Source organism: Brumimicrobium oceani (assembly GCF_003143775.1).
GTDB lineage: Bacteria > Bacteroidota > Bacteroidia > Flavobacteriales_D > Crocinitomicaceae > Brumimicrobium > Brumimicrobium oceani.
Map to the genome: position 1 here is coordinate 238,881 of NZ_QFRJ01000004.1, position 26,284 is coordinate 265,164.

At 35.9% G+C, this 26,284-nt stretch carries 26 protein-coding genes and 2 tRNA genes; 10 read left to right on the plus strand and 18 right to left on the minus strand.

Annotated features, from left to right (window positions below; translation table 11 throughout):
- Window positions 1-395 precede the first annotated feature (395 nt).
- Window positions 396-707, plus strand: coding sequence for an SUF system Fe-S cluster assembly protein (locus DIT68_RS07615; protein WP_109359225.1), 312 nt, complete (start codon window positions 396-398; stop codon window positions 705-707).
- 67 nt (window positions 708-774) lie between these two features.
- Here the strand turns inward: DIT68_RS07615 and DIT68_RS07620 are convergent, their stop codons facing one another.
- The 4 genes from DIT68_RS07620 to DIT68_RS07635 all read right to left on the minus strand — a co-directional run bounded on the left by DIT68_RS07620 (window position 775) and on the right by DIT68_RS07635 (window position 7,704).
- Complete coding sequence (locus DIT68_RS07620; protein ID WP_109359226.1) at window positions 775-1,758, minus strand: D-alanine--D-alanine ligase; 984 nt, start codon at window positions 1,756-1,758, stop codon at window positions 775-777.
- A 283-nt stretch (window positions 1,759-2,041) separates the two neighbouring features.
- Window positions 2,042-3,094, minus strand: a complete 1,053-nt coding sequence (gene thiL / locus DIT68_RS07625) for a thiamine-phosphate kinase (protein WP_109359227.1) — start codon at window positions 3,092-3,094, stop codon at window positions 2,042-2,044.
- A gap of 4 nt (window positions 3,095-3,098) precedes the next feature.
- Window positions 3,099-3,686 (minus strand): polysaccharide deacetylase family protein, encoded by a 588-nt coding sequence (locus DIT68_RS07630; protein WP_158276140.1) that lies wholly within the window; start codon window positions 3,684-3,686, stop codon window positions 3,099-3,101.
- Window positions 3,687-3,711: 25 nt separating this feature from the next.
- Window positions 3,712-7,704 (minus strand): glycosyltransferase family 117 protein, encoded by a 3,993-nt coding sequence (locus tag DIT68_RS07635; protein ID WP_109359229.1) that lies wholly within the window; start codon window positions 7,702-7,704, stop codon window positions 3,712-3,714.
- 294 nt (window positions 7,705-7,998) lie between these two features.
- On the opposite strand from DIT68_RS07635, the gene DIT68_RS07640 reads away from it, so the two are divergent.
- Together DIT68_RS07640 and DIT68_RS07645 are read left to right on the plus strand one after the other, a co-directional pair.
- A tRNA-Gln gene (locus tag DIT68_RS07640) sits at window positions 7,999-8,071 on the plus strand.
- A 247-nt stretch (window positions 8,072-8,318) separates the two neighbouring features.
- A complete protein-coding gene (locus tag DIT68_RS07645) occupies window positions 8,319-9,614 on the plus strand; it encodes a site-specific integrase (RefSeq protein WP_109359230.1) in 1,296 nt (431 codons plus the stop codon).
- Between the two features lie 29 nt (window positions 9,615-9,643).
- On the opposite strand, the gene DIT68_RS07650 is transcribed toward DIT68_RS07645, so the two are convergent.
- Entirely contained in the window at window positions 9,644-10,372 is a 729-nt protein-coding gene (locus DIT68_RS07650; protein ID WP_146194156.1) for a hypothetical protein, read from the minus strand.
- 449 nt (window positions 10,373-10,821) lie between these two features.
- Window positions 10,822-11,010, minus strand: a complete 189-nt coding sequence (locus DIT68_RS07655) for a hypothetical protein (RefSeq protein ID WP_109359232.1) — start codon at window positions 11,008-11,010, stop codon at window positions 10,822-10,824.
- 6 nt (window positions 11,011-11,016) lie between these two features.
- On the opposite strand from DIT68_RS07655, the gene DIT68_RS07660 reads away from it, so the two are divergent.
- Entirely contained in the window at window positions 11,017-11,262 is a 246-nt protein-coding gene (locus tag DIT68_RS07660) for a hypothetical protein (RefSeq protein WP_109359233.1), read from the plus strand.
- Here DIT68_RS07660 and DIT68_RS16190 read toward each other — a convergent pair.
- The 5 genes from DIT68_RS16190 to DIT68_RS07680 are packed head-to-tail and all read right to left on the minus strand — an operon-like array spanning window position 11,238 to window position 15,355.
- Window positions 11,238-11,420 carry a hypothetical protein gene (locus DIT68_RS16190; RefSeq protein WP_146194157.1) on the minus strand — a complete coding sequence of 61 codons (183 nt, stop codon included), beginning with the start codon at window positions 11,418-11,420 and terminating at the stop codon, window positions 11,238-11,240. The two genes, DIT68_RS07660 and DIT68_RS16190, sit on opposite strands and share 25 nt — an antisense overlap.
- Window positions 11,421-11,423: 3 nt before the next feature.
- Entirely contained in the window at window positions 11,424-11,981 is a 558-nt protein-coding gene (gene lptC / locus DIT68_RS07665; RefSeq protein ID WP_146194155.1) for an LPS export ABC transporter periplasmic protein LptC, read from the minus strand.
- Window positions 11,982-11,985: 4 nt separating this feature from the next.
- Window positions 11,986-13,263: a hypothetical protein gene (locus DIT68_RS07670; protein ID WP_109359211.1), complete on the minus strand. Its 1,278-nt coding sequence runs from the start codon at window positions 13,261-13,263 to the stop codon at window positions 11,986-11,988.
- A gap of 12 nt (window positions 13,264-13,275) precedes the next feature.
- On the minus strand, window positions 13,276-14,628 hold the full coding sequence (locus DIT68_RS07675) for a hypothetical protein (protein WP_109359212.1): 1,353 nt from the start codon (window positions 14,626-14,628) through the stop codon (window positions 13,276-13,278).
- On the minus strand, window positions 14,621-15,355 hold the full coding sequence (locus tag DIT68_RS07680; RefSeq protein ID WP_109359213.1) for a type III pantothenate kinase: 735 nt from the start codon (window positions 15,353-15,355) through the stop codon (window positions 14,621-14,623). The genes DIT68_RS07675 and DIT68_RS07680 overlap by 8 nt, the downstream gene beginning before the upstream one ends.
- A 111-nt stretch (window positions 15,356-15,466) precedes the next feature.
- Here DIT68_RS07680 and DIT68_RS07685 point away from each other — a divergent pair.
- Window positions 15,467-15,539 (plus strand) — tRNA-Phe (locus tag DIT68_RS07685).
- Between the two features lie 214 nt (window positions 15,540-15,753).
- On the opposite strand, the gene DIT68_RS07690 is transcribed toward DIT68_RS07685, so the two are convergent.
- Together DIT68_RS07690 and DIT68_RS07695 are read right to left on the minus strand one after the other, a co-directional pair.
- Window positions 15,754-17,130 (minus strand): T9SS type A sorting domain-containing protein, encoded by a 1,377-nt coding sequence (locus DIT68_RS07690; RefSeq protein WP_109359214.1) that lies wholly within the window; start codon window positions 17,128-17,130, stop codon window positions 15,754-15,756.
- Window positions 17,131-17,344: 214 nt separating this feature from the next.
- A complete protein-coding gene (locus tag DIT68_RS07695) occupies window positions 17,345-17,536 on the minus strand; it encodes a CsbD family protein (protein ID WP_109359215.1) in 192 nt (63 codons plus the stop codon).
- Between the two features lie 326 nt (window positions 17,537-17,862).
- On the opposite strand from DIT68_RS07695, the gene DIT68_RS07700 reads away from it, so the two are divergent.
- The 5 genes from DIT68_RS07700 (at window position 17,863) to DIT68_RS07720 (ending at window position 21,457) form a co-directional block, all read left to right on the plus strand.
- Window positions 17,863-18,756 (plus strand): DnaJ C-terminal domain-containing protein, encoded by an 894-nt coding sequence (locus DIT68_RS07700; RefSeq protein ID WP_109359216.1) that lies wholly within the window; start codon window positions 17,863-17,865, stop codon window positions 18,754-18,756.
- A gap of 1 nt (window position 18,757) precedes the next feature.
- A complete protein-coding gene (locus tag DIT68_RS07705; RefSeq protein WP_109359217.1) occupies window positions 18,758-19,057 on the plus strand; it encodes a chaperone modulator CbpM in 300 nt (99 codons plus the stop codon).
- A gap of 97 nt (window positions 19,058-19,154) precedes the next feature.
- Complete coding sequence (locus DIT68_RS07710; protein ID WP_109359238.1) at window positions 19,155-19,811, plus strand: DUF2490 domain-containing protein; 657 nt, start codon at window positions 19,155-19,157, stop codon at window positions 19,809-19,811.
- Between the two features lie 17 nt (window positions 19,812-19,828).
- Window positions 19,829-20,596, plus strand: a complete 768-nt coding sequence (locus tag DIT68_RS07715) for a carbonic anhydrase family protein (RefSeq protein WP_109359218.1) — start codon at window positions 19,829-19,831, stop codon at window positions 20,594-20,596.
- 264 nt (window positions 20,597-20,860) lie between these two features.
- Entirely contained in the window at window positions 20,861-21,457 is a 597-nt protein-coding gene (locus DIT68_RS07720; protein WP_109359219.1) for a MarC family protein, read from the plus strand.
- Window positions 21,458-21,632: 175 nt separating this feature from the next.
- Here the strand turns inward: DIT68_RS07720 and DIT68_RS07725 are convergent, their stop codons facing one another.
- The 5 genes from DIT68_RS07725 to DIT68_RS07745 all read right to left on the minus strand — a co-directional run bounded on the left by DIT68_RS07725 (window position 21,633) and on the right by DIT68_RS07745 (window position 26,271).
- The gene (locus DIT68_RS07725; protein WP_109359220.1) at window positions 21,633-22,232 is read right to left on the minus strand and encodes a superoxide dismutase; all 600 of its coding nucleotides are present in this window, start codon (window positions 22,230-22,232) and stop codon (window positions 21,633-21,635) included.
- A 129-nt stretch (window positions 22,233-22,361) separates the two neighbouring features.
- Window positions 22,362-23,618, minus strand: a complete 1,257-nt coding sequence (gene sufD, locus DIT68_RS07730) for a Fe-S cluster assembly protein SufD (protein WP_109359221.1) — start codon at window positions 23,616-23,618, stop codon at window positions 22,362-22,364.
- Window positions 23,619-23,620: 2 nt separating this feature from the next.
- Window positions 23,621-24,376: a Fe-S cluster assembly ATPase SufC gene (sufC, locus tag DIT68_RS07735; protein ID WP_109359222.1), complete on the minus strand. Its 756-nt coding sequence runs from the start codon at window positions 24,374-24,376 to the stop codon at window positions 23,621-23,623.
- Window positions 24,377-24,416: 40 nt separating this feature from the next.
- On the minus strand, window positions 24,417-25,868 hold the full coding sequence (sufB, locus tag DIT68_RS07740) for a Fe-S cluster assembly protein SufB (protein WP_109359223.1): 1,452 nt from the start codon (window positions 25,866-25,868) through the stop codon (window positions 24,417-24,419).
- Between the two features lie 79 nt (window positions 25,869-25,947).
- The gene (locus DIT68_RS07745) at window positions 25,948-26,271 is read right to left on the minus strand and encodes a HesB/IscA family protein (RefSeq protein WP_109359224.1); all 324 of its coding nucleotides are present in this window, start codon (window positions 26,269-26,271) and stop codon (window positions 25,948-25,950) included.
- Window positions 26,272-26,284: the final 13 nt, after the last annotated feature.

The window sequence follows — 26,284 nt, forward strand, 5'->3', positions numbered from 1 at the left end:
CAAAAATACCTAATTAATGGTATTTGCCAAATTAAAAACTAGATTATTTTAATGGATTTTGGAAATGCGACAGAAGTGAGGGAAAAAGAGAAAAGAAAGATTTTAACCACAAAGAGAACGGAGGCTTCACAAAGTACACCGAGAAAAGGAGAAAAAAAGGGGTTTAACTGCAAATGAAAAGAAGGTTTCGCTAAGCACCCCGTAAAGAGGAAAATGAGAAGGAGAGGGTGAAGTTGAACTAGTAGGGTTAGAAGAAACAAGACCACTCCAAAACACATTAACCATCAATAATCAATAAATAACAATTATCTCCTTATTTATAATCTTTCTAAAAAAGAAGACTGTTTTGACTTTTATCTGTAAAACAAACAATATCTTTGTAAAAAAATAAAGAAATGAGCAACGTTGCATTAGAAAACTCGATTATTGATGTAATCAAGACGATTTACGACCCAGAAATCCCTGTAGACGTTTATGAATTAGGACTAATTTATGAAGTAAAAATCAATGGAGACCAGTCCGTGGATGTTGAAATGACTTTAACTTCACCCAACTGCCCTGTGGCAGAATCTCTTCCGAAAGAAGTAGAAGACAAAATTGCCGCTGTAGACGGAGTAAAATCTGCAAAGGTGAATATCGTTTTTGATCCTGCTTGGGACCAAACCATGATGAGCGAAGAAGCGAAATTGGAATTGGGGTTTTTATAATGGAAACTTTTAATTGGGTGTATGGACGATTTGCAAATCGTCCCTACCATTGCAATTAAAAAACCCATTACACCCCAAACTGTTTTCTTTCGAAAGCATAAATCTCTTTCCAAAAATCGCCAATTGAAATTTCGGCACATTTAAGCATTTTTGGAACAAGAGATTCCGACGAAAAGCCTGGTGTTGTGTTCACTTCAATAACATAAGGTTTGTCCTCTACAATCATAAAATCTACCCTAGCTAACGAGCGCATTTGCAGCAATTGATAAATCTCTACTGTGAGGTCTTGAATTTCTTTTGTTAGTTTGTCGCTAATTCTCGCGGGCGTAATTTCTTGAGACTTGCCAAGATATTTTGCATCATAATCAAAGAAATCAGACTCTGAAACAATTTCTGTACAAGGCAAAGGAACAACTCCAGAATCATTACGATAAACACCACATGTAACTTCTGTTCCTTTCAAAAAGGCTTCGCAAACAACGGTATTTCCCTCTGCGAACGCGTCATCTATTGCTTTTTGTAAATCTTCGTGAGCATACACTTTCGATATTCCATAACTCGATCCTGAATCTGCTGGTTTCACGAATAAGGGATAGCCCAATCGTTCACCAATCTCCTGGGTTGAATAACTTGAGTTTTTCAATAACAATTGAGATTCTGCTACTTTGATATCAAAGCCTCTTAAAAACTGATTACAAAACCATTTATCGAAGGAAAGTTCGGAGGAAAGCGCGCTACTGTTTAAAAATGGCAGTTTTTTCATCTCAAAATAAGCTTGAAGCTTACCATTTTCTCCAGGATCTCCATGGATATAAACATGCGCTAAATCAATTTTAAGTTGCTCTCCATTTTTTAAAGTAAAAGTAAAATCAATAGGTGAAACTTCTGCTGATTCACCTTGATAATCTGCAAACCACCCCTCCTCGTTTACACGCACTAAAAATGCGTTGTATTCATCTTTGGGAAGATTCTCCAAAATCATACTTGCACTTTTTATAGATATTTCAAACTCAGATGAATATCCACCACAAAAGATTCCTACGTTTATCATGCTTTAGTTTTTACGAAGTACGGGAAAATTTTAGCTTGATATAAAAAGAATTCATGGAAGTTATCAGCAAAGGGTTTTTGATAATTGTCTTGGTAGAATATTTTGCCGCACATCACGAGTTGCAAACTCGCGACAGCGTCAAAATATTAACTAGCGTTAACGCTCTCTAAACTGCGCTTTTAGAATTACTATAAATATGTTTTTTTAAAAAAAATAGTGATCGTAGATCCACGTCATCCGTGTGCCAATACTGCGCACACCAAGTCAAACAAATTATCAATTACTAATTCCCCTTCTGTCCATGAAAGTGATTCCACCCCTGAGCTTTCAGCTGAATTGCCGCACCTTGCTTATCCACCAAATACAATCCTGAATCTTTAGCAGCGTAATGGCCAATTACTGTCATGTGCGGATTTCCTTTGATTTTATCAAAATCTTCTTGTTTGATTGAGAATAGCAATTCATAATCTTCTCCTCCGTTTAAAACGCAAGTTGTTGGAGAAATATCAAAATCTATGGCCGTTGTAGAAACTGAAGTGTCTATGGGTAATTTTTCGTCATATATAACTGCTCCCAAATCAGATTGAGTACATAAATGGAATAATTCAGAGGCTAAACCATCCGAAACATCAATCATTGAAGTAGGTTTAACACCTAATTCAGCCAAGAATTTAACAATGTCTTTTCTTGCTTCGGGTTTCAATTGTCTTTCTAAAATATAGTCGAAACCATCTAAATCTGGTTGAATATCAGGATTTGCTTTGTAAACTGATTTTTCGCGTTCTAAAATTTGAAGTCCCATGTACGCAGCGCCTAAATCTCCAGTTACAACGATCAATTCATTTTCTTTCCCACCATTTCTGTACACAACATCTTCTTTTTTGGCAGTTCCAATAGCGGTAATTGAAATCATTAAACCGGAGACAGAGGAAGTGGTGTCACCGCCTACCAAATCAACTTCGTATATGTCACAGGCTTTTTTTATTCCTTTATATAATTCTTCTAGCGCCTCTTTTGGAAAACGGCTAGAGGCAGCAATTGTAACAGTGATTTGCTCAGCTGTTCCGTTCATTGCATAAATATCTGATAGATTGACAACAACGGCTTTATAGCCTAAATGCATCAATGGTGTATACATTAAATTGAAGTGAATACCTTCAACCAATGCATCCGTAGAAACGAGCATTACGTTTTCGCCATCTTTTTCGATAACTGCTGCGTCGTCACCTACACCATAAATTGTAGACCCTCTTTTATTTTTAAAGTCCTTTGTTAACTCTTCAATTAAGCCAAATTCTCCAATGGATTCTAATGATGTTTTTTTCTCTTCGCTCATAATACTATCGTTTCTTTTCTACCAGCGCAAAATTAAGTCCTTTATCGCGAATTTCTTGAATAATTGCGGGGATAATTTCTTTTATTTTGTGAATTGTTTTCTCGTTTTCGTGAAATACTAAAATATCTCTATCTCCCACTTGATTTTTAAGCTTTTGAATAAGTTCATTAGCTGAAATTGAAGAGTCAAAATCATAACTCATCCAACTCCACATCACAAGCTCTCCTTTTTTCAAGATATATTTCGCCTGTTTTTGAGTTAGATCGCCATAAGGAGGCCGAAACAGATCGGAGTCTACCAAAGCGTTTGACTTTTCGAAATTACGCTTAAATTCTTGCCAATTGATTTTCTTTCCTGAAACATGATTGTAGCCATGGTGTCCAATTAAATGCCCTTCTTCCAATGCTCTTTTCAATAACTCAGGATGCTTTTCGATTTGCCTTCCTTGCCAAAAGAATGTGGCTTTAATGTGATTTGATTTTAAGACGTCTAACAACCAAGGCGTAATTTCGGGATGTGGCCCGTCGTCGAATGTTAGACACACACTACCCTTCGTCCCAAACCAAATGCGGCGCGGAAAAATCCACGCCACAATTTTTGGTATTTTATATATGTTTTTACTGATTTCCAGAATCGTCACTTTGGAATCCGTTTTCAGTAAGCAAGGCGTTATAAAGTTTAGCAAACTCTAAAGCCTCTTTTTCCATCGTCCTTACGCGGGTTCTACCTCCTCGAATAGCTTCCTTCACTTCTTTATTGCTAAGGTCTTCAACAATTTTACCTACAACATCTCTCGTCAATTTCTGGTCAAGTTCATTTCCGAAATTAGCTGCTTCACTATCTGGTGAATTAACCACTACTTGAGCATAAACTTGCAGGAAGTTCATTGCAAAAGAAATGAAATCTTGTTTGCTTTGGTAAGCTATTAAAGCATCACTGTGTTGGAAATAATTCATCATTGTTTCCAATTGAGCCATGTATTCAATTGCTAATTTTTCAGCAGATTCGTTCTTTCCAACTTGGAATAAAGCTTTAACATAATCTGGAACCGCACCATCAGAGTACACTTGTTCTCCATTAGGCAATCTACGTCCAGTTGCTCGCGGCTCTCCGAAGTCAAACACCTTGTCAATTGGCAACTTCTCTAGAGAATGATTAATTATGCTTTCAATTCTATCCGCATAGAACTCTGTGTCTTTAAGATTAGAAGAGCTCGAAGCACCAGCATTTTTAGACAATTCATAGTCACTAATGTACTTAGAAACCAAATCAATGAAACTATTTCTATACTGACTTGTGTGACGCCTTGTATAGTAATCTACCAGTACACCGTCCTCAGCGAGATTAGCGTAATCGTACTTATTAATAATGTTTTCATACATTAGGTCACGCACATAATCATTTGCTGCTTCTCTCTTAATAGGCGTCAAACCATGTACTTGTCCATAATTATGAACAATTCCTTGTCCGTATAGCGCTTTCGCCACATCGGAACCTCCTGGACTAGAGAAATAAATTCCTCGTTTCCAATCGAAGTTAGCCAAAATATCCATCATCATCACTTCTTCACGGCTTAATCCTCGCACATCAGAATTGAACATTCCTCCTTTTCTAAAGTTGAAACGCAATTCGCTCTCTGCTTGATCAACGTACTCCTCTGAAATAATTCCTGCCTCAACTGCATTTTCAACATTAACTGGAAGAACAAAACCTGATGCAGGGAAATATCTAAATGTTCTGCCTCCTGGTTGAGACATCATGTTTGCGTCATCTCTCACAAACTCCATTGCATAATCGAGAGGCAAGAAATCCCAAGATTGCGTCCATGTAATTGCAGCGTTTTCCAATTGCTTCAATAAATTTTCATCAGCAGAAATCAAATTATTCCCTACGTCACTAAAAATTTTACGAATAATCAAATCAATTCTTACATAGTCCTCATAACCCGGATTAGCGATTGGCGCTTCTAATTCTGCCTTTACCTTTTGAAGAATATCAGCTGCCTTTTCATTATTTGGAGTCATGGCCTGCGTAGACGCCGCCAATCCTCTTCTAATTTGAGAAAGTGCACTTTTAAACAACTGCGGATTTCCTTCAATTTTCTTTTTAATCACCTCATTCGCCTTTTCTGTAGACAGGTTTCTTTTATAAATTTCGTAATCTAAGAATAGCACATAATCTGTATTTCCTGCACCCATCAAAATTTGATCTTCTCTGAACTTAATAGGTAAAGGGTCAGATTCATAAGCGCGCATCTTCATTTGGTTAGAGTACCAATCTGTTTGCATTAAAGAGAGGTTAGCCACACGCACATCGGTACGGAGCCCTTCAACCTCTTGTAAATACCATAATGGGAAAGTATCGTTATCCCCATTCGTATAAACAATAGAATTTGGCGACAACCCAATTAAATAATTATAGGCTAAAGAACGCGCTGGAGAGCGATTACTCCTATCGTGGCCTTCCCAACCTTGCACACCAAGGAGCATAGGTGCCGAAATTCCTAATAAAATAGCAAATCCTGCTGCACCTACTTTTGGCGCATTAATTTTTCGGAGCATAGTCATGGCGAGCATTGCTCCACCTCCAATTCCACCAATAATTAATATTGAAGCAGTCGCAGGCATTCCTCTGTTCGCACTCATGTCCACGATAAGACATAAGAAAACTAACCCGGCATAACTGATTCCTAACTTTTTGTAATCGGATTTACCAAAAGACCTAAATGCTTCATACAGCCCGTACACACCAAGTCCTATCCAAATGGCAAAGGTGTAAAACGAAGCAGCGTAAGCATAATCTCGTTCACGCGGTTCAAATGTTTTTTGATTCAGATAGATTACAATTGCTAAACCTGTTAACAAGAATAAAATTCCAACTACGATACCATCTTTTGGTGCTTTTAGGAAGTGGAAGAACATTCCAATCAAACCTAAAATAAGCGGGATGTAATAAAATTTGGCATTACTTGGATTGTGTTGTGTGTAATAAGGTGCGTTTTCACCTTGCGCTCCCAGCCGGGCTTCATCCACTACATTAAATCCGGAGAGCCAGTTTCCTCTAAATTCATCTCCATGTCCTTGAATATCGTTTTGACGTCCAGAGAAATTCCACATAAAATACCTCCAATACATCCAATCTACTTGGTAATTTACAAAATAGGTAATGTTATTTCCAAAGGTTGGCAATGGTCTTCCGTCTTCCCCTAGTTGACTCGGTGGCACCTTTCGACTAGGATCGTAACCCGACCAATTTTTATACCCTCGAATTTTCTGTTCACTCATGCGATCAAACATCCTAGGGAACAAGGTATTCTGAGTGTAGACAGGGACTTGGTTTTCAATTGCGCCCGCGTTAATCATGAAATACTTTTCATCCATAGTGTAGTTCTGTCCACTATTTTTGATGTAGTTTTCCGCCAGCTCTTTGTCTTTAAATGAAATAATATCTGTTCCAGAACTAGTTGAAACAACCCATCTTCTGTCATAGTTTGGTGATCTATCCTTAAACTCGCTTTGTTTGGCTGGTTTAGAATTAAAATACTCACCATAAAGAATAGGCCAAGAACCGTATTGCTCACGCTTTAGGAATGCATGAAGAGTTACTAAATTTTCTGGATTGTTTTCATCCAAGGGTGGGTTTGCATTGGATCGAATGACAATCGTTGCAAAAGATCCATATCCAATAAAGAGCATAATTAAACCAAGGATGACTGTATTCCCTAACTTGTATCCTTTGTTTCTGGTGAAATACAATCCACCCACTAAGATTCCGACTAAAAGAATAAAAAAGAATGCCGCGCCCACTCCAAAAGGAAGTCCGAGAGAATTCACAAAGAAAATCTCCATTTTAGACGCCAATGCAATAGTTCCTGGAATTACACCATTTTGTATAAAACCAAGGGCTAAAACTCCTGCTATACCCGTAATTAAGAAAGTCTTAAGGTTACTTTTAGGGTACAACTGATGCGATATAACGTAGGCAATGGCAGGTAAAACAAGTAAACCTAACAAGTGAACTCCGATTGCTAATCCGAATAGGAACATGATTAATACCATCCACCTTAAAGGACGAATTTCAGGACTTAACTGCCCACGTTTAATCATTGTCATTTCCTCATCCCACTTCAACACTGCCCAAAAAATAACCGCAGTAAACAAAGATGACATTGCATACACTTCACCTTCAACCGCTGAAAACCAAAATGATTCGGTAAAAGTGTAAGCCATTGCTCCAACAAAACCAGAACCTAAAATTGCGATTTTTTGTCCGTTAGACATTTCATCACCATCCTTTTCAGCGATTTTTTTACCCAACTTAGTAATTGACCAAAACAAGAAAAGAATAGTTAAAGAACTACTCAGCGCTGACATTCGGTTGATCCATAAAGCTACATCAGCTTCAGATCCTGCAAAAAGAGAAAATACTCTCCCGATAAGCATAAAGAAGGGCGCACCCGGTGGGTGACCAACTTCCAACTTATAGGCTGCGGTGATATATTCCCCACAATCCCACAAAGAGGCAGTATCTTCAACGGTAATAAAGTAAACGATTGTCGCAATTAAGAATGACAACCATCCAATAGAAATGTCTAACTTTTTATAGTTCATAGTGTAAATTTGAATCGCACGAAGTTAATAATATTCAGTTTGCGAACGAAAATATGCATCTTAAAATTATAAATAGGCAACATTATTTCATTTTAACACAAATAAAACCCGTTAAAAGTATCTCAATAGGCTATCTCCTCTAAAATCAGTAAAAAAATAGAGCATCTATACTATTGAAAATCAATTCTGAAAAAAATATCAAAAAATTTATCTCAAAAGTCCTTGTCATTACATAAAAAGTTTATAAATTTGCACTCGCAGAAAGCCAAACGGGTTTTCAAATTGTTTAAAAATTGTCCCATGGTGTAATTGGCAACACGTCTGTTTTTGGTACAGAAGAGTCTAGGTTCGAGACCTAGTGGGACAACTAAAAGCCTCTCATTCGAGAGGCTTTTTTCATTAAATACCATCAAATATAATGGTTTGCGTGATTTAACCATTTCTTAGAACAACATCAAATAACAAAGAAAATTACAACAATTCGGTTAACAAGAGTTTGTTGTAGTTTTGTTAACCGAATGACATCTAGATGCCCATTGTTATTATCTGTATAGACATTTATGTTTTTGAGATTCACTAAAGAAACAAATGTATAACGGTTAACAATTTCTAAGATGAAAAACTCAAAGGTTAATTCATTCTCTACTTTATTGTGGGGAAACAAAAATCGAATTAATAAATCAGGAGAAATCCCGATTTATTTAAGAATCACTGTAAACGGCAAAAGAGCCGAAATCTCAACAAATCGTTTTGTTGACAAAAACGCCTGGTTACCTAGTGCTCAAAGAGTAAAAGATAAAGCCAAAGGCGCTATTCAAATAAATGGTTATCTCGACATGTTGAGAGGAAAGGTTCTTGAAGCTTACAACAAGCTTTTAGCAGCAAATGATGAAATTACTGCTAAAAAAATCAAGTCTATAGTAGCAGGCAAACCAATACAATCAAAAACAACCCAAAAAACCATCCTGGATGCCTTAGACTACCACAACAAAAAAATGGAAGAAAAGGTCACGATAGGTCAAACGGCAAAAAAAACATACACGCGCTACGTAATTACTAAGAAGAAAGTCGTAGCCTTTATGAAGCATCAGTATAAAATAAAAGACAAGCCATTGTCAGAGCTTCGCTTGCGCTTCGTCACCGAGTTTGAGCATTATCTGCTTACGCAAGATAATCTGCATACAAACACAGCACACAAGTACATTAAAAACCTAAAAACGGTAATGAATATGTCAGTTGGCTTAGACTGGATTTCTTCAAACCCATTTAACAACTTTCGTTGTAGCTACATCGCTCCTAAAAGAGAAGTGCTTACTCAAGAAGAAGTAGACAGAATTAGATTTAAGAATATTTCTATAAAACGATTAGCTGAGGTTCGTGATGTTTTCAAATTCTGTTGTTACACTGGTTTCGCGTATGCAGACATATACGAATTTGAATATGATGCAATCATTAAAGGAATAGATGGTGGATCCTGGCTTAAAACAAATCGTAAAAAAACAGGCGTAAAAGAAAGTGTTCCTTTACTTCCAGTGGCTCTTGAAATTATACAGAAATATAGAGAACATCCATACTGCTTGAACAAAAATAGATTGCTTCCAGTAAACAGTAATCAACGATACAACGGCTATTTGAAAGAAATTGCGGATATATGCAGTATCAATAAAAAAATCACTTCGCATATTGCTCGTCATACCTTTGCCACTAAAATCACATTATCCAATGGCGTACCCATTGAAACAGTAAGTTCAATGCTTGGCCATAGTTCTATTCGCACTACTCAAATTTATGCTAAAGTCATTGAGAGCGAAACGAAAGCAACTAACAATTTTAAATATTCTTGTGTCATTGGAATAATAATAAATAAAGGGAAACAAACTTACGCTTATTGCTCTCTTATTGAAAGATAAAACATCTTTCAATTAAACTTTTCAAATTTCTAGTGGGCAAAATAAATAGTAGCACCTATTCTAAATTGAGGAATCAAATAATCTCTAGGCATCTCAAAATGAACAACATTTTCATTAGGCTCTGGGACAGGTTCGGCTTCTTTAGGGTACTTTTGAATGTCTGTAAGTTCAATAATATAATCCATCCCTATTTCACCAAAAAGCTTTATTCCAAGCCTTTCTGTTGCCATAGCTTTTAGAGATATTCTACCTTGAACTCCTGTGACCAAATATTCTCTTTTATTATCAATTGTTATCTCACTTTTAACCGGAGGATGAAGATACGACATATTATGTGGAGAGGCATTATTATAGAAGGCCTCATATGTGTTTCCTCTAACCTTCTCGCTTTGTGCTAGGTAGCCCAGTATTCCTTCAACAGCCCAACTGAAATTTGACGCTCCAATTTGGAACTCTGGTCCAATGGTTAGTCTAGTTTGCAAATCTCGTTGAGTTAAGTTAGATTCCTCAAAGTAAATCTCTGAGGTTGAGGTTGATTGGTAAAACCTACGGTCCCAAAGACTTTCTCTAATATCCCAACCTTGGGAAAGTCTAAAATTTATCGAGCGCTTTTCCTTTAGGGCTAATTTATAATTCAAAAACAATCGATGATCTGAATCGGTTGTTAAACCAATTCCTATTTCATTCAAATTTTGAGCCTCACCACCCAACGAAATAAACATTCCGATAACTAGAGTAAACAAGCTTAATTTATTCATGCCTTTTCTTGATTTTTTGATTCTTACCAAGACTTCAACGTTCCAGTCACTAAACATATTACATGAGTGCTTACCCTATTTATCTGAAAAACAGATTCTATAACATTCCACTCTGGTAACAAAAGAATACCTCAGAGCTTATATAGATTCAACCAATTCTGTTATTCATACGGATATAGGCAATGCATCAATAGAAGTGCTTGATATAATTTATGGTGACACTACATACTAAGAAAAGTAAAAACTGATTAAAAACAAAAAAGGGAACAAACGAGCGTTCATTCCCTTTTTAACCTAACCTAAACACCTAAATCGAGACCAATATATAAGTTTTAAATTAAGTGGCAAAGGAATAATGATATTTGTGTCATGTTAGTCTAAATTGCCTTATTAAAACAGATATATCTGCTAAAACAATTAAATTTCAAGAATCAATCTTTCTATGTTAGTTAACCATTGGAAACTGAATCGAAAAAACTAAATCCCTCAGAAATCACTCTACTTTTATCTTTGAGCATTAACTCCTTAACTCTCTCAGGTGTTTTTCTCCATAATTCAGGAGAGATATAAACATTCGTTCCCTGAGAAAGAATGACTTCAGTAATTATTCTAACTTTATCATTAAGGTTGACAAACATTAATTGATGAGTAATAAGTTTAAAATAGGATACATTATTTTCATATTTACTTTATCAGCTCTTGTTGGCAGTCAGTTTTTTGTGAAAGATAAAATATTGAATGGACTCGACAATTTAAACTATGTAAAAGGGCAAATTGAGTACTATCAATCTAAACCAAGTCCAATAGATGAAACGGATGAGATCAGAAAGGTTTTACACATCAAATTAAAGAATTCAAGTAGAGTTTACAGAGATGGTTTTGCGTTATAACGACGAACGAAGTACAACAGAATAGCAAAAAAACCAAACACATAGTAAGATGACCATCTTTCGAATCCATCTTTAAACCCCAATACAGTTACGGCGATAATGGTAATTACACCCACAACCAACCAAAACAATTGCATTATCTTATTGTACGTTTCCATATTTTAATCTTTTATAAATATTTTAGCAGTAGGTTTATAAAACTGAGCAGTATCAAAAGCAGGAGTTGTCCACGCCCCGATTCCTGTAAGAATGAGGTCAGGAGAGGTGATGACCACTGCTTTGTTTGTGTAAATTGAATCCCCTGTTTTGTTGTAATACAGCACTTCTGATTCTAGTGTTTTCTCTTGAACTACATTCAGTAACTTCACACTATCTCTTACCGTAATTAGCCCAGTTTCATCGTTTATTTCTCCAAATAAAGAAGTAAGCACGGAACCAATTGAACCATCATCGTTGTAAAAATTCACTCTTAGTCCGTCTTTGAACTTTCTCACATTTTGAGGCGGACCGTAAGTCTCGGCAATATTGGCAAAGATTTCAAACTGAGCATATCCTGAATCAGTATAAATAATATGAAGCTCTTCGCTTGTGTCATCTGGATTTTCGGGGTGAGTTGTAATTTTCTTTACCTTATCCAAATCGTTTACACATGAAAAAAAGATTCCCGTCATGAGCATCATGACAGGAATCAATAAAATATTGTGCGTTATGTTGCTCAATGGTTTAGTATGTTTTTATTGTGAAAGTTCTATTTCCCCAACAGCTCAACTCTACGGTCTCACCTACAGCTTTATCTTCATTAAAGATATCGCTTGAAGTTGGACACTGACTTTTCATTGAGCTAACTAATCCTGCGTTACCAGATTTCTCGGCCAATTCCACTGCGTAATAGTAGTTTGCTTTACGATCGAAAGTAGAAACCCCACAATCGTTAGAAGTTGCGCTTACACTTTTGGCAGCAATTTCGTAACCTTTTCCAGCGTTTTTACCTGTGATTGCTAGACCAGCAGAGTGTGCTGCTTTGTAACTTCCGATACGGAAATAAGTATTGGCAATCTCAAATTCGATATCACTTTTTTGGTCAGCACTTTCTGCCATTCCTAAAGCTTCTTTAAAAGTCGAAATTGCTGCTGAAGTACTACCTCTGCTAATTTGTAATTTCGCTTTAGCCAAAACTGCATCCACTGAAGGGTCAATTGCAATAATTGTGTCTACTAAGTGGGCATAAACTTCATTTTTTGTACACTCTTGCTTTTCGAGTAAGGCCATGAAATTTTTCACAGTAGATTTTTTTGCTTCAAGTTCTTGTGGCAATTCCGTCATAAAACTTTCGATCTCAGGAACAATTGACTCACAATCTGTCACGGCTCTATTCATATAAACAGAAACAAAATCGATAATCTCTGCCCCCATATCCCCTTTACTTGCGTAATCTGATAATTTGAAATATTCAGTGATAATTCTCTTCTTGTATTTCTCCTTCGCTTTTTCGTCTTGTTCTTGAACCCAAAGATTATAAAGGTTTACATAATATTGTTGCAGAAACCCTTTATTTACTTTTTCAGCTTCATGGTGAATTCCGATTCTATATGCTTCGTCAGCTTTCTTCATATTTCCAGCTGCACCTTGCATTAAATAAGAATACCCCAAGTATGCTTGCCATTCCTTTTGAACTCCATGAGTTTCTTGTGCTGCTTCATAAACCATAATCAGCGTATCTAAGTATGCAGCCTTAGTAGAATCATCGGTTGCATTACTCATAGATCTTTGAACAGAATAAATAAAAGGGTTGTAGAAAACCATTTCTAAAGTACCACATTCTTTCTGTGCTTTTATATATGATCTTGTAACTTTCTCATATTCCTTTGCTTTGTAGGCATTACCAGCAATAGCCTTATATCTTGTACATTCATCGGCTTCATTAGTACCTTCTTGTGCATAGCTTGCAAGTCCAAAACTCAAAGTAAACAGAGCTCCTAATATTAATTTTCCTATTTTCATTTTTATCTATTATTAATCAAGTTTATATTTTCTAAACCACCTGTCATACCCAGGAGCAATATTTATGCCGAAGTTAAATCCAAAATAACTTTCCTTTAGCACTGCTGGCCCGCTATTTCGCCCCATCTCACCATAAGTCCCTGATATATTCACAGTTGAAACAGCTCTATTCATAACGATTGGAAATCCAATACCCGCTGTAAATCCTTGATCCATTAATTGCTCTCCGTTTACTTCATAAGGCGTGTTCACACTATAGGCACCAATTCGATATTTTAACCTATCGAATATGCTGATATATGCGGAACGATCGAAAGCTTGACGGTGGCGCATAAACTCTACTCCTACGCGGAAAGAATTTGAATTTACGTATTGTCCTGATTGAACACTATTATTAAAATCCTCGTTATATGATGACCACTCCTCCATTGAATACTCCATGGTAACCATTAAAGATGGAAGTTTGGAGCTTTTTGAAGTCGAGTCATTTTGTGGTGTAAAAGTATAAGTTAAACCTAGGCTGGTTTTAGTTGGAAGAAAAACATTACCACTGATATCTCCTGTTTTTATTATTGTATCGTAAAGACCTTGCTCAAAGAAATTCGAGTAATGAATGCGTGTTTGAGATTTTTCAAAGCTTAACTCCTTGCCTGGACGAAAAACTCCCGCCACCCTAAAGCTATGGGTTAGGTTTGGGCGAAAATCATAATTCAAACCAAACTCTACACCAAAGTCTTTAGCGCGAATGGATTGAATATCCATACCGCCCGATTCCACGGAATTACTAACGGTATAAGTTCTTCTTTGATTATTCAGTTTCCCAAAATAATACTTACCATTTACCCCTACAGAAAGACTTTGTTTCTTACGGTCTAAAATATTTCCTGAAAATCCAATCATAACTTCTTGTAAATCGCCGTCCCCAGTGTAATCATAGAAAATACTGTCTCCCGCAATAACTTCATGATCATTTATTTCGTATCCTCTTCTACTCAAAGGCTTTAAACCTGCTGCTACACCAAATCGATTTCCAAAAGGAATAACCAAAGCCATGTGCGTAATTCCTGAAAACCTACCTTCAGACTCCATTCCATTATTAGAAAATCGTTTTTCGAAATGTGTTAGCCCCATTGAAAATAAAGGCAACTGTTTTGCTGTTAGTGAATACGTAGATGGATTAAACAAATTCGTTTGACTAGAATCTGTCAATGCAGTTGCTGCACCTCCTAACGCTGAAATATAGGCATTACCGTAAAAACCAACATCTCCAAGTCCTCGTGCTGAATAAGGACTGTTTGTGTTAATCTGTACTAGTGCATTTCCACTTATAACGATAAATAGTGCAACTAATAAACTTCTAAACATTGTGTTTTAGTATTAAATACAAACCTTTAACGGTCAAATAATCATCCGCAAAGATGCTATTTTTTAATTCTTTATCAAATCTTTTAAGGTCTCCACCAGTCAAAAAAATTGTTAACGGCTGATATTGTTGATTATATTGATTGATAAAACCTTCTATCTCTGCCTGTATTCCATTTAAAACACCAGACATCATCGCATTTTTCGTGGAATCACCAATTAATTGCGACTGTTCTTCCAACTCCAACAATGGCAGACCTCCTGTAAATTCGTGCATGGCTTTTAAGCGCATTCCATACCCTGGTGAAATTGAACCGCCAATAAATTTTCCTTCTTGAACAAAATCAAACTTTATACAAGTCCCAATATCTATGACTAAACTATTAGTAGTTTTAGAATAATGATTAGCGGCAACTGCATTAGCGATTCTATCAGCACCCAAGGTTTGAGGAGTTCGATAAGTATCGATTCTAATAGGTAAAGGTGTTTGATTACTTAAAACAACATTTGGCTGCAGCAAATCTGCTATCCAATTACGCATTTCCTCATTCAAAACGGATGACAAAATACTTGTCACCTCTTTTTTGGAAGAAATAATTGATTTTATCTTTTCTTTTTCCTCTATTGATATGAACACCTGGCTAAGCACTTCACCATTCTCAAAATCAATAACTTTGACACGGGTATTCCCAGCATCCACTACACAAAACTTGGTCTTTTCCTGCTTCACATTGCAAAGTTAATAGAAGATTTTTAAAAAATAATTCAAAATGATGCTTCCAGAATAGAATTAGTTTATATCTTTGCACCCACCTAATCAAATAAGCAGTTTAAAAACAACGGTGATGTAGCTCAGTTGGTAGAGCAAAGGACTGAAAATCCTTGTGTCGGCGGTTCGATTCCGTCCATCACCACAGATTAAACCCAAAATATTGAATTCAATATTTTGGGTTTTTTGTTTTAAAACGCTTTCAAAAAGCCTAAACAACTCACTTGAACTTAAACAACGAGCTTGTCTCTAAAGTAAAAACACATCTAAATATACAGAAATCAAAAAAGGGCTCCTCAGTTGAAGAACCCTTTTTGTGATAAATAGGAAGTTTAAAACTTCAATAATTTACAATCAAACTATTTTACAATTTTCTTTGTAATAGCTCCATTTTCAGTATTCACCATCAACATGTAAACTCCTGAATTGATTTTTTGAGTATCTATTTTTGCTTGATTTCCGCTTAAAGAACCTTCTTGGATAACTTTTCCAGAAATTTCGTAAATCACGTAGCTATTCAAATTAACATCTGAAGAAATGTTTAATTCAGCATTAAACATGTTTGGATAAACATTCATTTCAACCTTTACATTGTCAAAAGCCTCTACTGAAGCTGTTCCGCCAACAAAGCCTGGATAACCATCATTTTCAAAAGAATTCAATTTCCATGGGCCATTAGCATCACCTGCATTTAATAAATCAACCATTGCAGTTGTTTTCATTTCAGCAGTAGTTTTTGCTGTGATATCTGGAGTGCCAGGAGCACCTTGCCATCCTCCAACTGCATCAACATGTTGAGAAGTCTCCGTATCCCAAAAGTTATTCAAGGTTCCAACACTTCCTCCAGCACCAATAAATCCACCATCAAATTCAGGCCCAACTGCTGTTCCAGTTGAATAAGAATTAGAAATTGAAATTAAAGCTGTCGCGTGACCAACCAATCCACCTGCATGACCATTTACCACAACAACGTTTGAGCGCGAGTAACAGTTATCAACTGTATTTTCCAAAGTTCCTGGAAAACCAATCACAGATGCTCCGATCAACCCACCAGCTAGATGATTCGCACTAACAGTTCCTCTAGAATATGATTCAGAAATTGAAACTCCGTTGTGTGGGGAACCTAAAAGTCCTCCTACTTGCGCATCTCCATTCACAGCACCCTCAGCAGAACACGCTGAAATAGATCCGTTTTCAACCATATCCCCAATTAATCCACCAACATTAACACCCGTAGATTCAATCGTAACTCCTGATGCATGACAGTTAGTAATTACAACATTCTGCCAAGCATTTCCAACTAGAGACCCTGCACTGTCTATACCTTTCACTGTAGGGTTTTCTAACTTAACGTTAACTATTGTTGCATTAATAACGCGACCAAAAAGTCCAACCATGTGATCATTTGGCATATCAACATTTAAATTACTTATCACGTGGCTATTTCCATCAAAAGTTCCAGAAAATGTGTTTACATCATCTACTCCAATTGGTGACCACAAGTGAGCACCCAAATCTAAATCTCCATCAATATTAATTGTAGATCCAGCAAAATCATTTCCTCCTGCTACTAAAACAGACAATCCGGCTAACTCAGCAGAAGTAGTTAAGGTGAAGTTTGTACTTTGAGCGTTATACCATTGCGTATCGGCATTATCGCTCCAAAGTGTTGTTTGAGCGAACATGGCGCTTGTCATTCCTAATAAAATGCTTAAAAAAAGTAAAGTTTTCTTCATAAGAATTTCGTTAAAGATTATAATATTTCTATTTCGACAAAATTACCTTAAAGTTGTATTAAAGAATAATCGCAATAGGATTTAACATGCATTTCTAATAATCATTCTTGTATTCCTAACCATAAGATTCGAAGTATATTGCTACATTTTATCCCACAAAAAAAAGGTGAACATAATGCTCACCTTTCATGTATTCAATTATTTAAACCACTGACTATAGTTCGTCAATGTATTTTTTAATTGTTTCTTTCGCTTCTCCTGTTTTCTTTTGAAGTCTTCCAAGAAGTTCATCCTCTTTTCCTTCTTCATATTTCAAATCGTCATCTGTAAGGTCGCCATATTTCTGCTTTACCTTACCTTTTAATTCATTCCAATTTCCTTTAATCTTGTCTTCTGTTGATCCCATGTTTGTTTATTTTAAATTAATAATTGTTTGTTGATTGCAAGGTACGAAATATGTAGGCTTTTTGAAAATATACGCTGTTAAAGAAATTTAAATCCTATGCTCTTAACACCTGTTAACATTGACGTATTCGAGAAAACTAATGCATTCAACTTTACTCAATTCAAGGCAACAGATTACAAAGAAAACCCAATAAAGTGCCTTTTAAATAGTGCCTTTTAATATTGTAAATTTTACTTTAAAAGCTTAACTTAGGAAAATGGTCAGCAATGAATTATTTCGAATAATTATACTGACTTTAATTTAACGTTCAAATAAAAATACAAACAATGGACTTTGTAGATTACTATAAAATTTTAGGGGTAAGCAAGGGAGCGAGTGACAAAGAAATCAAGAAAGCTTACAGAAAGTTGGCCCGAAAATATCATCCTGACTTAAACCCTGATAACAAGGAGGCAGAGAAGAAATTCAAAGAGATCAATGAAGCGCATGAAGTACTGAGCAATCCAGAAAACAGGGAAAAATACGATAAATACGGTAAGGATTGGATGCACGGTGAAGAATTTGAGAAAGCTAGGCAGCAGCAATCTTATCAAAGACAACAATATTCTGGAGGAGCTGGAGGACAAGGCTTTTCGGGCAGTGATTTCTCTGACTTTTTTGAATCTATGTTTGGCGGTGCAGGTGGCTCTTCGGGTCGTGGTGCAGCCCAGTTCAAGGGTCAAGATCTTAGTGCAAGTTTAGAACTCAACTTAACGGAGATTTATGAAACACATAAGAAGGTACTCACATTAAATGGCCAAAAAATCAGATTGACAATTCCTGCAGGTATAGAAAACGGTCAAATCATTAGAATCAAAGGAAAAGGTGACGAGGGAATGAACGGTGGTCCGAATGGGGATTTACTCATTAAATTCAGTATTATAAACAACACCAAATTCAAAAGAGATAAAGAAAACCTATATTCTACAGTTCACCTAGATTTATACACAGCACTTTTGGGTGGCGAGATTACGGTTGATACATTTGACGGCAAAGTAAAGCTTAAAATTGCAGCAGAAACCGCGAACGACACAAAAGTAAAACTGAAAGGAAAAGGCTTTCCTGTTTACAAGAAAGAAAGGGATTTTGGTGATTTAATCATTACTTACCAAATTGATATTCCTACAAATCTATCTGCCAAGGAAAAAGAGCTATTCAAAGAACTTCAAAAATTAAGATAAGATGGAAAAGCAAGAATATATATTGATAAAAACACTTTGTGTTCATTATAAAATTGAGATCTCTTTCATTAAAGAATTGAATAATGTTGGACTTATTGAAATTAAACGGTTTGAAAATGAAGAAGTAATTCATGAAGAAAAGATTGGTGATTTAGAAAAAATGATTCGCCTTTATCATGAGTTAGACTTAAATATTGAAGGAATTGATGTTGTATTCAATCTGCTTCAAAAAGAAGTTCAACTCAAAGAACAAGTAAAAGAATTGCAAAACAGACTGCGATTTTATGAGGATGAACTCTAATAGGATTAACCTTAGAATAAACTCTTTAAACAAGCCAAAAGAAACATTAATTACACCGATTGAATTAATAAGTAATAGTTTTGCAAAAAAAATTGAAATGAGAAACATATTTATTCTTCTCCTGGTTTTATTACCCTTACATGGATTGACACAAAAAAGTGACTTTGGAAATTGGCTTAATTATTTTGGTAGCAAAACAATAAAAGACAACTTTAATTGGCACCATGAAGCACAATATAGAAATTACAATGAGATTGGTGATTTGGAGCAATTATTATTGCGAACTGGATTGGGTTATAATTTAACTGAAAACAACAATAATATTTTGCTTGGTTACGGGTTTATAAGAAGCGAAAACTACATTGGAACCACAGATGAAAAAGCGATAATTAATGAACACAGAATTTACCAACAATTCATTACAAAGCAATCTTTCGGCAGGGTTTCATTTCAACACAGGTATAGATTTGAACAGCGTTTCGTTGAAGACAAATTCAGAATGAGATTTCGCTACTTTCTCTCTACAAACATAGCTTTAACAAATCCTACAATTGTTGACAATACCTTTTATCTATCGGCATACAACGAAATATTCCTTAACACTACAAAGACCATTTTTGATAGAAATAGACTTTATGGAGGGCTTGGTTATAAATTAAATAATAATCTGCGTTTTGAAGTCGCCTATATGAATCAATTCTTAGACAAAAGACAAAGAGATCAGCTGAATATCAATATATTTTTAAATCTATAAATTAAACTATTCTCAAAATGAAAAAAGTATTCAAATTAACTATGCTCACATTAATTGTGGCAGGATTTACGGCTTGCAATCAGGGTGAACCAGCAAAGGCCGAAACTAAATCTGATGAGCAATCGACAGAACTAGAACAACCACAAGTACAAGAAGCCTTGGTGGAAGAAATTTTAACACAAGAACAACAAGCCGCACTTTCGCCTGATGACGTAATTCAGAGCTTCAAAGAAGGAAACGAAAGATTTATGAACAATGACCTTACAAAGAGAAACACATCTCAGCAAGTAAGAAATAGTACTTTGGCACAATTCCCAAAAGCGATTGTATTGTCTTGTGTAGATAGTCGAGTACCGGTAGAAGATGTTTTAGACAGAGGAATTGGGGATATTTTCGTTGCTAGAGTTGCAGGAAACTTCGTGAATGTAGACATGCTTGGGAGTATGGAATACGCATGTGAAGTGGCGGGTTCAAAATTAGTACTCGTTATGGGGCATGAGCACTGTGGCGCAGTAAAAGCAGCTGTTGACGATGTTCAATTGGGCAACATCACCCCAATGTTAGAAAAAATTAGACCAGCGGTTGACATGGTTGAATACAAAGGAGACCGCACATCTAAAAATCCAGAATTTGTTGAAATGGCTTGCGCCAGTAATGTTAGACACACAATTAAAGAAATAAGAGAAAAAAGTCCAATTTTGAAGGAAATGGAAGACAACGGAGAAATCAAAATAGTGGGTGCTATTTATGACTTAGACACCGGGAAAGTTGATTTCATGGATTAATACCAGAAAATATCAATTCACTTTAAATATCCCCTTGGCTTTTGCTGAAGGGATTTTTTTGCTTTTATATTTAAAGTGAGAATTCCAAAAGAAATTGAATGACTTAAAAAAACACCCAAAACACCACTTACATCAACACTGATCTAGGCTAGAGAAAATAGCTGTTTTTTTATTTCATAATTAAATACAATTCCTATTGTATGACATAAAAAGCCATTATCTTTGCACACTTTTTAAGAAAACAAACAACAAAAACAGTTGATTATGAATGAGTTTTTTGCTTCTTTCAGTTTGAATGAGATCTTCAAAGCTACAATGGTTTTATTTGCTGTTATTGATATTATCGGATCAATTCCTATCATTATAAAAATTAAAGAAACCTCTGGTGACATCCATGCCAATCGCATCACTTTGGTTTCTTTGGTAATCATGATTGCGTTTTTGATTACTGGTGAGAGTATATTGATGCTTTTTGGCGTTAACGTTGAATCTTTTGCCGTTGCCGGGGCATTTGTTCTTTTCGCCATGGCTTTAGAAATGATTATGGGCATTGAATTATTTAAAGAAACACCTATAAAAGGAAAGAGCGTTGGTATTGTGCCATTGGCGTTTCCTATTATTGCCGGTGCTGGATCTATGACTACATTAATATCTCTTCGTGCAGAATATGAAATGGTAAACATTTTAATTGCGATACTTATTAATATGATTATCGTTTACGCAACGTTGAAATTAACCAGAAGAATTGAACGTTTACTAGGTCCTGGAGGGGTGGCTATTTTGAAGAAAGTATTTGGTATTATATTATTGGCAATTGCAGTGAAGCTTTTCGCTTCGAACGTGACGCAGTTGTTTCAGTAGAATTGGTTGAATTGACTTTAAATATATAAACGCTTTTTAGGTTGAAAGTTATACAAACAAAAAACCCAGCAGATAAATCTGCTGGGTTTTTTAATTTTTTTTGGTTTGGTTTTGTAGGCTTGCCCTATTAGGGCATGCCTACAAATTCAAAAACCAAAAATCCAAAAAATCAAAATTATTTTGCTGCTGCAAACCTCTTATTTACTTCGTCCCAGTTAATAACATTGAAGAATGCATTAATATAGTCTGGTCTTCTGTTTTGGTAATTCAGGTAGTATGCATGCTCCCAAACATCAAGTCCTAAAACAGGAGTTCCTTCACAACCTAATCCCATTAAAGGATTATCTTGGTTTGGAGTAGAACACACTTCTAACTTTCCGTCTTTTACACAAAGCCATGCCCAACCAGAACCAAATCTTGTTGCTGCAGCTTTAGCAAACTCATCTTTAAATGAATCAAATGAACCAAATGCCGATTCAATTGCTCCTTTGATATCACCTGTTGGCTCACCACCTCCGTTTGGAGACATTACCTTCCAGAATAAATCGTGGTTATAGAATCCACCACCGTTATTTCTAACCGCTGGTTTATCTGTGCAATTTGCTAAAATCTCTTCGATTGACTTTCCTTCAAGATCAGTTCCTTCAATCGCCGCGTTTAAATTATTTGTATATCCTTGATGGTGCTTACCATGGTGGATTTCCATTGTTTTCTTGTCAATATGTGGTTCTAATGCATCGTGTGCATACGGTAAATTTGGTAATTCAAATGCCATTTTGTATGTTTTTTAAGTTAATAAATCTGTTTATCCAAATATAAAGAATTAAAGGTGATATGACCAATCTTTACATCCAAAAAAGCTTAAAATTCTAACAAAACCAGTAGTTACTAGTGATGCGTGAAATTAAAACTTCCAACCAAAATCATTTAAGAAAAGTTCGTCAATATCTGCTCTTAAAGCTTCATTTTCAACCTTATCTAATATATCCCCAATAAAACCAGCTACCAGCAATTGTTTCGCACTTGCTGCCGAAATTCCTCGAGATCTTAAATAGTAAATGGCTTCTTGATCTAACTCTCCAATTGTTGAACCATGCGAACAACGAACATCATCTGCATATATTTCTAATTCTGGTTTAGAATTTACACTTGCTGTTTTAGAAAGCAAAATGTTTTTATTCGATTGGTAAGCTGCGATTTTCTGAGCATCTTGTCGAACAATAACTTTTCCGTTGAATACACCAACAGATTTACCATCCATAACACCTTTATATGATTCACTTGATGTACAGTTCGAATACAACTGATCAATAAGCGTATGGTTATCCATATGTTGGTTTTCTGTACCCAGATAAGCACCATTCATTTCAGTATGACAATTCTCACCTTCCACAATTACATCCAGTCCATTTCTCGTTAATTGTGCACCTGTTGTAATCGTATTGATTAAGAAATTACTGGATTCATCCTGAACAAACAGCTCATTTGAAATATGAAGAACATCTTTTGCTTCAGTTTGCAATTTATTAATTGTTAGACTTGCATTTGATTCAACGTGACCTTCCAACACAACATTTGTAAAACTATTTGCTGAGTTTTTTGAATGAAAAGTCGCTATAACTTCAGACTTCGACCCGTTTTCTGCAAGGACAAAGTGGCGCGCATTTGCAATTACTTCTTCTCCTTCCAAAACATGTATCATGTGAATCGGGTGATTTGCCTTTTTATTCTTTTTAATCTGAATAAAAACACCACCTGTTTGGTAGGCTTTGTTGATTAAAGAAAAAACATTTTCTTCAGTTCCATCCACTAAATCAGAATAATACTCTTCATCTAATTCATCAATCTTTTGAACTGAAACAGCGTCATCATCCAAAATAGTTGATAAGGATTCGTCATAATATCCATTAACAAAAACCAATTGGTGTGCATTCAAATCTGCAATCGCGTACTCCTCTATATTGGTTGAAGCTTGTGTTTGTTTATATTTTCTTTTCACGTACTTAGCCACACGTGTATATTTCCACTCTTCTACCCTTGTCGTTGGGAAATCCATCCCAGTTAAAGCGTCCAAAGCCTGCTTTCTGACTTTAGAAATCGTTTCCGGTTTCTTAAAATCCGAGACAAACTCGAGTACTTTATTATCCAAAACTAATTCCATATTTATTGCGCAATTTCTTCATTAATCCAATCATAACCTTTTTCTTCCAATTCTAAGGCTAACTCTTTAGTTCCTGTTTTGATGATTTTTCCATCATTTAAAACATGAACAAAGTCTGGTTGGATATATTCTAGTAAACGTTGGTAGTGTGTAATCAAGATGATAGAGCGCCCTTCTGAACGCAATTTATTAACACCTTCCGAAACAATACGTAAAGCATCGATATCTAAACCAGAATCTGTTTCATCTAGAATTGCCAATTTCGGTTCTAACATTGCCATTTGGAAAATTTCATTTCTCTTTTTTTCCCCACCAGAGAAACCAACATTCACTGCTCTACTTGCTAATTTGCTATCCAACTCCACGAGATTCGAAGCTGTTTTTACTTTCGCTAAGAAATCTTTAGCAGACATTTTATCTTCTTTTCGGTATTCGCGAATTTCATTAATCGCAGTACGCAAGAAGTTAATATTCGAAACACCTGGAATTTCTACAGGATATTGAAATGCCAAAAACAATCCTTCTTTTGCTCTGTCTTCCGCCTCAAGATCTAGTAGATCCACTCCGTCAAAGTCTACAGAACCACCCGTTACTTCATAACCATCTTTCCCTGCCAAAACAGAAGCCAAAGTTGATTTCCCAGAACCGTTAGGTCCCATAATTGCGTGAACTTCACCCGCTTTAACCCCCAAGTTTAGCCCTTTAAGTATTTCATGTCCTTCTTCAACTGAAGCGTGAAGATTTTTTATTGTTAACATATGCTGTAATTTTCTTTATTAAACGTTTTTATGAATTGAATTATCCTACGGAATTTTCTAGTGAAATTTCCAATAGTTTTTGTGCTTCCACTGCAAATTCCATTGGCATGTGATTCAATACCTCTTTACAGTATCCGTTCACAATAAGTCCAATGGCTTTTTCAGAATCGATACCCCTTTGTTGACAATAGAAAATTTGATCTTCGCCAATTTTTGAAGTTGTTGCTTCATGCTCTACCCTTGCTGAACTGTTTTTGCATTCGATATAAGGGAAGGTATGCGCTCCTGAACGGTCAGACAGCAACAAGGAATCACACTCTGATCTGTTTCTTGCATTTTCTGCACCTGCATGTATTTGCACTAAACCTCTGTAGGTGTTTTGAGACTCACCCGCAGAAATTCCTTTTGAAATAATGGTACTGCTTGTATTTTTCCCAAGGTGAACCATCTTAGATCCTGTATCTGCTTGCTGGAAATTATTGGTAACTGCAACAGAATAAAATTCACCAATAGAATTATCTCCTTTTAAAACACATGATGGATATTTCCAAGTAACTGCCGAACCTGTCTCTACTTGTGTCCATGAAATTTTAGCATTTCTTTCACAAAGTCCTCGTTTTGTTACGAAATTAAAAACTCCTCCTACCCCGTCTTTATTTCCTGGGTACCAGTTTTGCACTGTTGAATATTTAATTTCAGCATCATCTAAAGCAATTAACTCAACCACTGCGGCATGCAACTGGTTTTCATCACGCATAGGAGCAGTACAACCTTCTAAGTAAGAAACATAAGAACCTTCATCTGCAACAACTAATGTTCTTTCAAACTGACCTGTTCCTCCTTCATTAATTCTAAAATAGGTCGAAAGCTCCATAGGGCAACGAACTCCTTTCGGAATGTAGCAGAATGAACCGTCGGTAAACACCGCACTATTCAAGGCTGCATAAAAATTATCTGTATGTGGAACAACAGTTCCCATATATTTCTTTACTAATTCTGGATGATTTTCTACTGCTTCGGAGAATGAACAGAAAATGATTCCTAATTCCCCCAACTTCTTCTTGAATGAAGTAGCTACAGATACAGAGTCTACAACAAAATCAACTGCAGTTCCAGTTAAACGTTGTTGTTCCTCCATTGAAATCCCCAATTTTTTCATGGTTTCTTTCATTTCTGGATCTACATCATCCCAGCTTTCATATTTTTTAGTTTGACCAGGAGCTGAATAATAAGAAATCGCCTGAAAATCTGGCTTCTCGTAATTTACATGTGCCCAATCTGGCTCCTTCATAGTTGTCCATGCACGATATGCCTGCAACCTTTTTTCAAGTAACCACTCTGGTTCTTCTTTTTTAGATGATATTAAACGAATAACATCTTCATCTAATCCCACAGGAATTGTATCTGACTTAAAATCAGATGTAAATCCATACTTATATTCTTGAACTTCTAAATTCCTTGCTAAATCTTCTTCTGTGTAAGTATTACTCATCTTTGAATTATTTTATTTTTAAATAGTGTCTAGACGGAAACATCTCAAAATTAATCGTTTTTCTGTTTCCAGCCAGCCTCTAAATAGAGAAACTCTCTCCACAACCACAGGTCCTATCTGCGTTTGGATTAACGAATACAAAACCCTTCCCGTTTAATCCTCCGGAAAAATCTAATGTTGTACCTACGAGGTATAAAAAGCTCTTCTTATTAACGACTATCTTCACACCATTGTCCTCAAATGATTTATCATCCTCATGTTCAACGGTATCAAAATTAAGCTCATACATTAATCCAGAGCAACCACCACCTTGCACTCCAACACGGATGAAGCTATTCGGTTCTCCCGAATCCTCCATCAATCGAATGGCCTGTTTTCTAGCAGATTCTGTTACTTTTATCATAGTTAAAACTTCG

Excerpts from the sequence above, each read along its gene's own strand:
- DIT68_RS07615 (WP_109359225.1), top strand. The coding sequence starts at position 396 with ATGAGCAACGTTGCATTAGAAAACTCGATTATTGATGTAATCAAGACG.
- DIT68_RS07620 (WP_109359226.1), bottom strand. The coding sequence starts at position 1,758 with ATGATAAACGTAGGAATCTTTTGTGGTGGATATTCATCTGAGTTTGAA.
- thiL (WP_109359227.1), bottom strand. The coding sequence starts at position 3,094 with ATGAGCGAAGAGAAAAAAACATCATTAGAATCCATTGGAGAATTTGGC.
- DIT68_RS07635 (WP_109359229.1), bottom strand. The coding sequence starts at position 7,704 with ATGAACTATAAAAAGTTAGACATTTCTATTGGATGGTTGTCATTCTTA.
- DIT68_RS07645 (WP_109359230.1), top strand. The coding sequence starts at position 8,319 with ATGAAAAACTCAAAGGTTAATTCATTCTCTACTTTATTGTGGGGAAAC.
- DIT68_RS07650 (WP_146194156.1), bottom strand. The coding sequence starts at position 10,372 with ATGAATAAATTAAGCTTGTTTACTCTAGTTATCGGAATGTTTATTTCG.
- DIT68_RS07655 (WP_109359232.1), bottom strand. The coding sequence starts at position 11,010 with ATGTTTGTCAACCTTAATGATAAAGTTAGAATAATTACTGAAGTCATT.
- DIT68_RS07660 (WP_109359233.1), top strand. The coding sequence starts at position 11,017 with ATGAGTAATAAGTTTAAAATAGGATACATTATTTTCATATTTACTTTA.
- DIT68_RS16190 (WP_146194157.1), bottom strand. The coding sequence starts at position 11,420 with ATGGAAACGTACAATAAGATAATGCAATTGTTTTGGTTGGTTGTGGGT.
- DIT68_RS07670 (WP_109359211.1), bottom strand. The coding sequence starts at position 13,263 with ATGAAAATAGGAAAATTAATATTAGGAGCTCTGTTTACTTTGAGTTTT.
- DIT68_RS07675 (WP_109359212.1), bottom strand. The coding sequence starts at position 14,628 with ATGTTTAGAAGTTTATTAGTTGCACTATTTATCGTTATAAGTGGAAAT.
- DIT68_RS07690 (WP_109359214.1), bottom strand. The coding sequence starts at position 17,130 with ATGAAGAAAACTTTACTTTTTTTAAGCATTTTATTAGGAATGACAAGC.
- DIT68_RS07695 (WP_109359215.1), bottom strand. The coding sequence starts at position 17,536 with ATGGGATCAACAGAAGACAAGATTAAAGGAAATTGGAATGAATTAAAA.
- DIT68_RS07700 (WP_109359216.1), top strand. The coding sequence starts at position 17,863 with ATGGACTTTGTAGATTACTATAAAATTTTAGGGGTAAGCAAGGGAGCG.
- DIT68_RS07705 (WP_109359217.1), top strand. The coding sequence starts at position 18,758 with ATGGAAAAGCAAGAATATATATTGATAAAAACACTTTGTGTTCATTAT.
- DIT68_RS07710 (WP_109359238.1), top strand. The coding sequence starts at position 19,155 with ATGAGAAACATATTTATTCTTCTCCTGGTTTTATTACCCTTACATGGA.
- DIT68_RS07715 (WP_109359218.1), top strand. The coding sequence starts at position 19,829 with ATGAAAAAAGTATTCAAATTAACTATGCTCACATTAATTGTGGCAGGA.
- DIT68_RS07720 (WP_109359219.1), top strand. The coding sequence starts at position 20,861 with ATGAATGAGTTTTTTGCTTCTTTCAGTTTGAATGAGATCTTCAAAGCT.
- DIT68_RS07725 (WP_109359220.1), bottom strand. The coding sequence starts at position 22,232 with ATGGCATTTGAATTACCAAATTTACCGTATGCACACGATGCATTAGAA.
- sufD (WP_109359221.1), bottom strand. The coding sequence starts at position 23,618 with ATGGAATTAGTTTTGGATAATAAAGTACTCGAGTTTGTCTCGGATTTT.
- sufC (WP_109359222.1), bottom strand. The coding sequence starts at position 24,376 with ATGTTAACAATAAAAAATCTTCACGCTTCAGTTGAAGAAGGACATGAA.
- sufB (WP_109359223.1), bottom strand. The coding sequence starts at position 25,868 with ATGAGTAATACTTACACAGAAGAAGATTTAGCAAGGAATTTAGAAGTT.
- DIT68_RS07745 (WP_109359224.1), bottom strand. The coding sequence starts at position 26,271 with ATGATAAAAGTAACAGAATCTGCTAGAAAACAGGCCATTCGATTGATG.